Genomic DNA, 9,310 nt, shown 5'->3' on the forward strand with positions numbered 1-9,310 from the left:
AGGGTTAAGGGTAGGGCGCTGGTCACGGGCACCGAGATACGAATGGAGAAGGGGCTTTCGCCAGGAGGAACCTCTTCAATTGCCCCCAGGCGGGTGCGCTCCGGCAAAACCTCGTTGCCGTTGGCATCGTAAAGGCGACCAAAGACATCTGCATTCAGCACGGTATTTTTGGAGCGGTTGACCACCGTGCCTTCAATAAACAGGCACCTGGCCGGTATGGGGTTGCCGTTGCTGGTGACCAGGTTGGTGTACTCAGGGGTATCGGGACAGGGGGTGACGTGGAGATCCTTTAGTTTCAGCGGGATCATCCCAAAGCCCCCTAGGAGCAGCGCTAGGACCACCCAAGCCAGACTCCAAGCAAGGGAAGAAAACCTTTGGGTCAGACTCATTCCTTTTCCTCCAAGGCCTAGGCCTACCCCCTTAGTCTAGGGGATTCCTTGCCGGGTAAAACCCCTCCTCGGTCTGGATCCCGTCCAGGCGCTGATCCCAAGGATCCTGGGGGAGGGGCTGCTCCAGCAGACAGGCCTGCGGGACAATGCCCCACTTGGGCAGGCCGGGGTCTGGCAAGGAGGCCAAAAAGCGGTCGTAATAGCCGCCGCCATAGCCCAGGCGCCCGCCCCAGCGATCGCAGGCTAGGGCAGGCACGAGGATCAAATCCGCCTCGCTAGGGTCGATAACTTCGCTCTCGGGAGAGGGCTCCAGCAACCCCCAGCGATTGGGAACGAGCTCGGCCGGGTGGTAGCGATGCCACCGCAACTGCCGCTGGGGCAGGCAGCGAGGGATCCCCCAGCGTTTCTCTGGCAGCGCAGCAAATAGGGATCCCAAGTCCACCTCAGAGCCGAAGGCCACGTAGGCCAAGATGGTTTTGGCCGCCAAAAGCTGGGGGTGAGAGGCCAGATGAGCCACTATCTTCTGGTTGATTAGGGAGCGATCTAGCCCCTGCCGCAGTTGGCGGAAGTGCTGGCGCAGGCGGGCTTTTTCTGCACTAGGAGCTTCGGGGGGAAAATTGGGCCGCACAGACGGAGACAAGTTTGTAGCAGAGTTCCCACAGGGCCCTGCCATCTTACCCCACGCCCCCTGATGGGGCTACCCAGCCTAGCTTGGGTCCCGAGTCTATTGGATGGCTAGGAGCTCCACCTCAAAGTCCAAGGTGGCATTGGGAGGGATCACGCCACCAGCACCGCGGCTGCCGTAGGCCAACTCCGGCGGGATACGCAAGTACCGCTTACCCCCCACTCGCATCGTGGCTAGCCCTTCTTCCCAGCCGCGGATTACCTGCCCTACCCCATAGGTAAAGGTGAAAGGTTGGTTGCGCTTGTAGGAGCTGTCGAAGACCGTACCGTCTTGAAGTCTGCCCACGTAGTTCACCACCACCTTCTGCCCTGGCTGCGGGGAAGGGCCTGTGCCTTCCACAATGTCGTAGTACTGCAGCCCGGACTCAGTGGTGATGAACTCCTTGGCTGGGGACTGCACGGTAACTGCCGGATTGTCCTTGGCCCGCGACAGAGCCATGGCTGGCAGCTCACCCCACGCCCACAGACAGAGCAAAGCCAAGCCCAGGAGCAGTAGCCGTTGTGTTGCTTTCATTCGTGTTTCCTCGACTGTTGCTGCTTTGCAGGTTGGCGGAATTGCCTCAACTCTTCAGCTCGGCAAATTCAATAATTTGGCCTTGCGGATCCCGCACCCAGAAGACGAGGGGTTTCTCGGAGCGGACGCTGTTGCGGATCCCTTGTTTGTTAATCCGCCGCAGGAGGGCCTTCAGGGCCTCCCGCTCGTAGCTGGTGTGGCGATAGCGCACGCCGCTGCTGCGGCCTACTGCTGTTGCCGCTCCGTAGGTAGGTACAGAGGGGATCCTGGAGGGACTGCCGTAGGGGACGGAGGCCGGGTAGGGCTCGGTAGAGCCAGGGATCACGTGCAGCTGCACGCTGTCGGAAAGCTGGTACCAGAGACCGGCGGTATCGAGGGTTTTCGAGGCAGGTTGGCCCTTGGCCTCAGGGCGAGAGCTAAGGCCAATATCTCCCGGGAAATAGATGGAGCCCAGGCTAGAGCTGACGACGCTCTGCTCGTAGCCGTAGTAGTACTGTAGCGGCAGCTCTGCCTCCGGCAGCTTCAACACCTTTTCGTAAAACCCCCTTGCTTGCTCTAGATCGGGCACGATAATGGTGTAAACCCGCGGCGCGCCGCTCAAAAACGTCCACATGGCCCCGCCATAGGCCGATAGCAGCAAAAACATTAGCCCCTTGGTCGAAAGCAAAGCTTCTAGAGGAATTAGGGGCAAGAGCAGTCCAAGAGGGCCCAACATCGGCACTGTCTGTGGGTGGTTCTATAGTCCAGTATAGGACCCTCACCCTCCCAGCGGATGAAGTTTGCCCTGTTTGCTCCCACCCCCCGCGGTCGCCAGTTGGCCCAGGTTTTGCTCTCGCTGCTGCCGGGGGAGTGGGTGTGTTGGAGCAAAGCCAACCCTCAGGGAGAGCCTCTGCCTCCGCCCTGGCAAGACTATGGGGAACTGGGCTCCCTGGCGGCAGCGGTGGCCCAGAACTGGCCGCAGGTGCAGGCCTGTATCTTTGTCCTGCCAGTTGGGTCGGTGGTGCGGCTCATTGCCCCCCTCTTGCAAGACAAATACCGGGATCCGGCGGTGGTGGTGGTGGATGAGGCGGGCCGCTGGGCCCTCAGCCTCTGTGGCGGGCATGTGGGGGGAGCTGAGGCGCTGGCGCGGCAAGTGGCGGCTGCTTTGGGGGCCGAGCCCATCCTCACCTCTGCCTCAGAAGGACTGGGGATCCCGCCTTTGGATGGGCTGGGGGATCCCTACGGTTGGCAGCGGGGCACCGGCGATTGGAACGGAGTGGCAGCCGCTCTGTCGCGGGGAGAGCCGGTGGCCGTTGAGCAAACCTGTGGCACACAGCTTTGGCGCCAGGCCTGGCCCCCAGATCACCCCCTTTTCACCACCCCTCCTGAGCAGGCGGTGGCCCAGGTCCGGATTGGCGAGTATACAACACCCTGCCCCCCCATCCCCACCGTCCACTGGCACCCGCGGGTGCTGTGGGTAGGGGTGGGCTGCGAGCGGGGCACCAGTCGCGCCTGGCTGGAGAGATCCCTGCGCCGCCTGCTGCAGGCTCAGGGGCTAGCTTTCGAAGCCATTGCCGGCTTGGCCACGCTGGAGCTGAAACGGGAGGAAGTGGGACTCTTGGAGCTAGCCCAGGCCTACGGCTGGCCTATCCAGTTCTTCTCTGCCGAAGCCCTGGCCGGCATCCCAATTCCCCACCCTTCGGAGGCGGTGCGGCAGGCGGTGGGCACCCCTTCGGTGGCAGAGGCGGCTGCTCTTTTGGCTGCCCAGCGCTGGTCGGGGGAGGACAAGCTAGCCCAGGAGGGGGCCACCCTCCTCTGCCCCAAGCAGGTCTTTGCCTCAGAGACTGAGGGAGCGTGTACCCTGGCCATTGCCCGCGCTGCTCAGGAGTATTCCCCTCGCGCCGGGCACCTGTGGCTGATTGGCACCGGCCCTGGGGATCCCGCTCAATTGACCTTGGCTGCCCGCCTGGCTCTGGCCCAAGCCGACGTGGTGATTGGCTACCAGCTCTATCTGGACTTGGTGGCACCCCTCCTGCACCCCGGCCAAATTCGGGAGGCCTTCCCCCTCACCCAGGAGGTGCAGCGGGCGCAGCGGGCCATTGCCCTGGCCCAGCAGGGGCTGCAGGTGGCAGTAATCTCTTCGGGAGATGCCGGGATCTACGGCATGGCCGGGCTGGTGCTGGAGTACTTGGCCCGCAGCGGCTGGGATGGGAGCTGCCCCTCTCTGGAGGTGCTGCCAGGGATCTCCGCCCTTCAGGCTGCCGCCGCCCGCCTGGGGGCGCCCCTGATGCAGGATTTTTGCGCCATTTCCCTCTCCGATCGCCTTACCCCCTGGCCGGCCATCGAGAAGCGGTTGCAGGCGGCGGCGGCCGCTGACTTTGTAGTGGCCCTCTACAATCCCCGCTCGCGGCAGCGGCTGGATCCCTTCCTCAAAGCCCTGCAGATCTTTTTGGCCGCCCGTCCCCCCCACACCCCGGTGGCGGTGGCCCGCAACCTCTACCGTCCCGGCGAGGTCCTCCACCTCACCACGCTAGGGGAGTTGGATCCTGAGCAGGTGGACATGTTTACCCTAGTGCTCATTGGCAACTCCCAGACCTTCCGCTACAGCAGGTGGCTGATCACCCCCCGCGGCTACTGCTTGTAACTGACTAGGCTGGGGGTCTGCGCAGCCACCCTCAGCCCCCGCGGCAAAGACGACCTGCGGGGGAAAAGCCGACCCAAGCCCTACCACGCCCCCAGCACCTGGCAGCAGGATCCCATTTTCGGGTAGAATACATAGCCTGATTAAGGGATAGGGTGGCGTAGCCAAGTGGTAAGGCAGAGGTCTGCAAAACCTCTATGCGCCAGTTCGAATCTGGCCGCCACCTCTCAAACCTGACCTCCCTGGCGGGACACGCATGAAAGACAAGTTGATGTTGATGATCCCTGGCCCCACTCCGGTTCCCGAGAGTGCGCTGCTGGCCATGGCGCGGGGGCCTATCGAGCACCGCAGCAAAGAGTTCACCGCCATTTTGGAAGAGGTGACGGAGGGGCTGCGCTGGCTGCACCAGACCACCTCCGATGTGTTTGTCTTTGCCTCCAGCGGCACCGGGGCCATGGAAGCCGGGATCCTCAACACCCTTAGCCCAGGGGAACGGGTTTTGGTGGGGGTCAACGGCAAGTTTGGCGAGCGCTGGGCCGAGATGTCGGAGCAGTTTGGCCTGCAGTGCGAGCGGATAGAAACCCCCTGGGGGGTGCCCTATCCCGTCGAAGTCTTCCAAGAAAAGCTGGCTGCTGACCGCGAAAAGACCATCAAGGCGGTCATCCTTACCCATTCCGAAACCTCTAGCGGCGTGGCCAACGATGTGCAGGCTATTGCAGCTGCCGCCCGTGAGCATGGGGAAGCGCTGGTGATTGTGGATGCGGTCACCAGTTTGGGGGCGATGCCAGTGCCTATGGACGAGTGGGGCTTGGATGTGGTGGCCTCTGGATCCCAGAAGGGCTACATGATCCCGCCGGGGCTGGGGTTTGTGGCCGTCAGCCCGCGGGCCATGGCTGCTGCTGAGCGCTCTCGCTTTCCTAAGTACTACTGGAGCTTTAAGCTGGCCCAAAAAGCCCTGCGCCAGGGCACCACTCCCTTTACCCCGGCAGTGAACTTGTTTTACGCCTTGCAAGTTACCCTGCGCCTGATGCGGGCCGAAGGGTTGGAAGCCATCTACCGCCGCCACGCCCGCTTGGCCCAGGCCACCCGCGCCGGTGTCAAGGCGCTGGGGCTAAAGCTTTTGGTCAACCCAGAGTCGGCGGCCAGTCCTTCGGTAACAGCCGTGCTGGCTCCCGAAGGGATCAACGCCGACACCCTCCGCAGTACCCTCAAGAAGCACTTCGACATTGCCCTCGCTGCCGGCCAAGACCACCTCAAGGGCAAGATCTTCCGCATCGGCCACCTAGGCTTTGTAAGCGACCGCGACATTCTCACCACGCTGGCTGCTCTGGAGTCCACCCTGCACACCCTGGGCTACAGTGACTTCTCTCCTGGAGCAGCCCTCAAGGCCGCCGAAGAGATCTTGGCCAACCCCTAGGCAGCGGTAGCTGCCACCCCAGCTAAAACCCGGCTAGAATAGGTGGACATGCTTAACAAAACATAAAGCTTCGGAGCTTAGCTGCTCTGGAGCGGGGCCTATTCGAGAGGCAAGGGTAGCCATGCCGGTTGGTTTGCAAGGGAGTCCCTGGAGGGTGGCTTCTTTAGGGGAGCTGCGGCGGGTGCTGCAAGGGATCGGTCCCCTTTCTTGTCCCTTGCAGTACAACTTTCACCTGCACACCCGCTGTTCGGATGGGCAAATGGATCCCGTGGAACTGGCGGAGCAGGCGCGCCGACATGGCCTCAGCGGCCTAGCCATCACCGATCACCACACCCTGAAGGGCTACGAACAGGCCCGCGCCCACCTGGATCGCCCCGAGGATCCCATTCTGTGGTCGGGGATCGAGATTACAGCCAACCTGCTGGGCTGCGAGGTGCACATTCTTGGCTACGGGTTTGACCCCGCTGCTGCCGTTTTGGCTCCCTACATCCAAGGCAAGCAAGTTCCCGGCCTGGCTGCCGCTGAGGCCATTGGGGCCATTCAAGCGGCAGGGGGGTTGGCAGTGTTGGCCCATCCCTTCCGCTATTGGCTACCTGCGGAAGTCATTGTCCCCGCCGCAGCGGCTCTAGGAATCGACGGCCTTGAGGTCTACTACGCCTACAAAAATCCGGAACCTTGGGCTCCCAGCCCAGAAGAGACGGCGACGGGGGAAAAGTTGGCCGAGACCTACGGACTCTTAAAAACCTGTGGCACCGATTCCCACGGTCCCAGCATCCTCAGGCGCATTTAGCCAGCCTGTCCAGCTCAGCTAGGGGCGAGGATAGAGCAACTGACCCAGGCGGCGCAACTGCTCAGCCGTGCCCATACACAGCAGCAGATCCCCCGGTAGCAACAAGGTGTCCCCGCTGGGGCCGCCAATTAACTGGCCATCTGCCCGCCGAATCGCCACCACCAAAGCGCCAGATCGGGCCCGCAGATTGGCCTTCCCCAAGGTCTGGCCAACGTAGGGGCATTCTTCAGCCGCCAGCTCGTACTCCTCTAGATAAAAGGTGCGATCTCGACCGGAGAGGATCCCATCTACAAAGTCCACCACACGGGGACGCAAGGCAGCCGCTGCCATCCGTTTCCCACCCGTAATGTAGGGGGAAATGGCGTGGGTGACACCTGCCCGCTGCAGCTTTTGCAAAGCCTCTTCCGTGTTGGCGCGGGCAATGGTGCGGATGCGGGGGTTCAGGGTGCGGGCCGACAGCACTACATAGAGGTTTTCGGCATCGGTGGAGAGGGCGGCAATCAACCCCTCAGCCTGCTGTACCCGCGCCGCCAGCAAGGTGGCGTCCAGGGTGCTATCCCCCTGGAGAGCCACATATCCCAACTCTCGTGCCACCTGAATCGCCTCGGCGGATTGATCGATCACTAAGAACGGCACCCCCTCTGCCTGAAACTCTTGGGCCACCTGCCGCCCAATCCGCCCAAAACCGCAGACGATGTAGTGGTTGTTCAGCGCTTCCATCTGTTTCTTCCACTTTCGCTGCCGGATCCCTTCCTCGAAATGTCCCTCGATCAGGGCATCGGTGAAGCGATTGACCATGAACCCGATGCTCAGAACCCCCATCAGGATCAAGGCCACTGTAAACAAACGCCCCCGATCCCCCAGCGGCCTCACCTCCATGAAGCCGACCGTGGTTAGAGTGATGACGCTCATGTAAAAGGCTTCCACCCAAGGCCACTGCTCCACCCCGTGGTACCAGAGGGTACCGATCAAGACAACGCCTAGCAGTGCCCCCACTCCCAATTGCAGATCGCGGCGGATGCCGGGATCCCTTCTGCCAGCTTGCAAGGGGGGACGCGCCGAAGCCATAGAGCCCAGCCCCTCTAGCCGAGGAAAAAGCAGGAATACAATAGGGAGGAGAAAAGGAGTTGTTGAGCAGGCAGATGCCCGAGTACCTCAAGATTGAGTATCGGATTGACAAAAGCGGACAGGTAACGGAGACCGTGCTAAACGGCAGCGGCTCAAGTTGTACCCTAGCGACTGCAGAGCTGGAAGCAGCTCTTGGAAGAGTGCAAAAACGGGAACTCTTGCCGGAGTTCCACCCGGCAGCAGAAGCAGCCGAGGAATCCCAGGTTTCGCTACAGCAAACCTGCTAATTTCCTCCCCTTAGCCAAGGTTTTCCCCTCTACCTGCTCCTCATTTTCTCTTCTTGCCCCCCTTGCCGGCGGCGTTAGCAGCTCGCGCCGCCTCAACTGCGGCCTGGAACAGCCAAACGGCCAAGGGAGCGGCAACGATCAAGATGATACTGGTGGGGCCGACACCAAAGTCTGGCTCACCAGACGCCAACTCGAAGATTGAGCCCACAGCGGCAATGGCGCTGACGCAAGAAACTGCCAGGAGCAGGTAGCCTTTAACAGGGGTGGTCATGGGAAACTCGTTGGGGGACTACCGGTATGGGCTAGCGCCTGTCTAGCCTAAGCCCAGGCTAGCTAGGCATCTCTTTGCAAAAAAGCCCTCTCACTTTTGAGAGAGCTAGCTTTTTCTATACTATGGCCAGGGATCCCCCCCAGCAAGCAGAAGGTGGGATCCCTTGCTTAGGGTCTGACTCACCCCTTGACAATAATCTTGCCAACCATGCCGGCTCCCCGGTGGGGCGTGCAGTAGTAGGTGTACTCACCCGGCGGGACATCGACAAAGGCCGTCTCCACCACTTGGTTGGGAGCGGTGAGCAGGGCCTTGTGGGAGAGCTTAGCTGCCAGGGCTGCATCACCACCCGGTACTTTGTCAAAAACGACGTTGTGGGGATAGGCCTTGTTGTTAACCCACCGAACTGTATCCCCTTGCTTGATAGTCAGCGTGGGGGGATCGTAAACGAGTTGGGCCTTATCCGAGCCCATCTTAACCGTGTAGGTTTCAGCAGCAGCAGGGTTGGACAGGAAAGCCACCGCAGCCACCCCAACCGCAAGAGCAAGGAGAATGGTCTGCAGACGCTTCGCTAGGTTAAAAATGAACAACATGGATTCCTCTCAAAACGCAATGGCCGTCGCCCCCGCCTCTGCGGCTGGGCCACCCCTTTCCAGAGTGTCAAGGAAAGGCACCCGGCCAGGCGGCAGTAGGGGCACTCAACTCTACTTAAGATTCTAAGGTGGAACAGCAACACCTACTAGGGCCAGGGGCTGTTTCAGACAGCAGAGCCGCAGGAAGGAACCAGGCTACGGGATTGCCTTGAGTCTTTCTCTTGCCGCAAGTTGCTGACTATTCCTGAAACAAAATCCGTAGGGTTACCGATGCGGGAGAGGGGTAGGTCATCCTAGCCTCTATGCAAAGAACGATGCAGTGTTTCTTTTGCTGTTCTTCGATTGCTTTTTAGGTTGTGTGTAAGATACTAGCTCGTTCGAACTGGGATCTGGCTTAAGATGAATGTGCGGTACTCGTCCATCGCCGGGATCTTAGAATCGCTGGAACAAAGGCAAAACATTCAAATCTTGGCCCGCTGCATTGGCACAGCCTTGAATTTAGGCAGCCCGCTCAAGATTACAGTACGCTTTCGGAGGCCCAGGGATAACGTCCGCTTCTCAACTCCTGCCAGGTAAGGCTCGCAGCGGCTTTTTAGCCTGGTGAGGTGGGGATCTAGGAGCGCTGATCCCAAAGCCAGTCCTGAGGCAAGCCAATACCTTCAGACCGGTGTAGTCGAAAC

General features: G+C 61.0%; 11 protein-coding genes and 1 tRNA gene. 5 read left to right on the forward strand and 7 right to left on the reverse strand.

Annotation, left to right across the window (positions count from 1 at the left end; translation table 11 throughout):
• The 4 genes from NW827_RS04570 to NW827_RS04585 form a co-directional block, all read right to left on the reverse strand.
• Positions 1-389 (reverse strand): FxLYD domain-containing protein (locus NW827_RS04570; RefSeq protein ID WP_414503383.1); only part of this gene is annotated, 389 nt, incomplete at its 3' end.
• Between the two features lie 31 nt (positions 390-420).
• Entirely contained in the window at positions 421-1,029 is a 609-nt protein-coding gene (locus NW827_RS04575) for a 5-formyltetrahydrofolate cyclo-ligase (RefSeq protein ID WP_414404186.1), read from the reverse strand.
• 84 nt (positions 1,030-1,113) lie between these two features.
• Positions 1,114-1,587: an FKBP-type peptidyl-prolyl cis-trans isomerase gene (locus tag NW827_RS04580; protein WP_414361164.1), complete on the reverse strand. Its 474-nt coding sequence runs from the start codon at positions 1,585-1,587 to the stop codon at positions 1,114-1,116.
• 46 nt (positions 1,588-1,633) lie between these two features.
• Positions 1,634-2,233 carry a hypothetical protein gene (locus NW827_RS04585; RefSeq protein ID WP_414361165.1) on the reverse strand — a complete coding sequence of 200 codons (600 nt, stop codon included), beginning with the start codon at positions 2,231-2,233 and terminating at the stop codon, positions 1,634-1,636.
• Positions 2,234-2,359: 126 nt separating this feature from the next.
• Between NW827_RS04585 and cobJ the strand changes: the two genes are divergently transcribed.
• From cobJ to NW827_RS04605, 4 genes are all read left to right on the forward strand, one after another.
• Positions 2,360-4,210, forward strand: a complete 1,851-nt coding sequence (cobJ, locus tag NW827_RS04590) for a precorrin-3B C(17)-methyltransferase (protein WP_414503384.1) — start codon at positions 2,360-2,362, stop codon at positions 4,208-4,210.
• 151 nt (positions 4,211-4,361) lie between these two features.
• Positions 4,362-4,433: transfer RNA gene (locus NW827_RS04595), tRNA-Cys, on the forward strand.
• Between the two features lie 30 nt (positions 4,434-4,463).
• Positions 4,464-5,624, forward strand: a complete 1,161-nt coding sequence (locus NW827_RS04600; protein WP_414361169.1) for a pyridoxal-phosphate-dependent aminotransferase family protein — start codon at positions 4,464-4,466, stop codon at positions 5,622-5,624.
• Positions 5,625-5,778: 154 nt separating this feature from the next.
• The gene (locus tag NW827_RS04605; protein WP_414503385.1) at positions 5,779-6,414 is read left to right on the forward strand and encodes a PHP domain-containing protein; all 636 of its coding nucleotides are present in this window, start codon (positions 5,779-5,781) and stop codon (positions 6,412-6,414) included.
• An 18-nt stretch (positions 6,415-6,432) separates the two neighbouring features.
• On the opposite strand, the gene NW827_RS04610 is transcribed toward NW827_RS04605, so the two are convergent.
• The gene (locus tag NW827_RS04610) at positions 6,433-7,482 is read right to left on the reverse strand and encodes a potassium channel family protein (RefSeq protein WP_414404190.1); all 1,050 of its coding nucleotides are present in this window, start codon (positions 7,480-7,482) and stop codon (positions 6,433-6,435) included.
• 62 nt (positions 7,483-7,544) lie between these two features.
• Here NW827_RS04610 and NW827_RS04615 point away from each other — a divergent pair, with 62 nt between their 5' ends.
• On the forward strand, positions 7,545-7,769 hold the full coding sequence (locus NW827_RS04615; protein WP_414503386.1) for a DUF2997 domain-containing protein: 225 nt from the start codon (positions 7,545-7,547) through the stop codon (positions 7,767-7,769).
• A 40-nt stretch (positions 7,770-7,809) separates the two neighbouring features.
• Here NW827_RS04615 and NW827_RS04620 read toward each other — a convergent pair whose 3' ends face one another.
• Together NW827_RS04620 and petE are read right to left on the reverse strand one after the other, a co-directional pair.
• On the reverse strand, positions 7,810-8,040 hold the full coding sequence (locus tag NW827_RS04620) for a hypothetical protein (protein WP_414361176.1): 231 nt from the start codon (positions 8,038-8,040) through the stop codon (positions 7,810-7,812).
• 179 nt (positions 8,041-8,219) lie between these two features.
• Positions 8,220-8,630: a plastocyanin gene (petE, locus tag NW827_RS04625; RefSeq protein WP_414361178.1), complete on the reverse strand. Its 411-nt coding sequence runs from the start codon at positions 8,628-8,630 to the stop codon at positions 8,220-8,222.
• Between the last annotated feature and the right edge of the window lie 680 nt (positions 8,631-9,310).

The sequence above is a fragment of the Synechococcus sp. H70.1 genome, assembly GCF_047502705.1.
GTDB lineage: Bacteria > Cyanobacteriota > Cyanobacteriia > Thermostichales > Thermostichaceae > Thermostichus.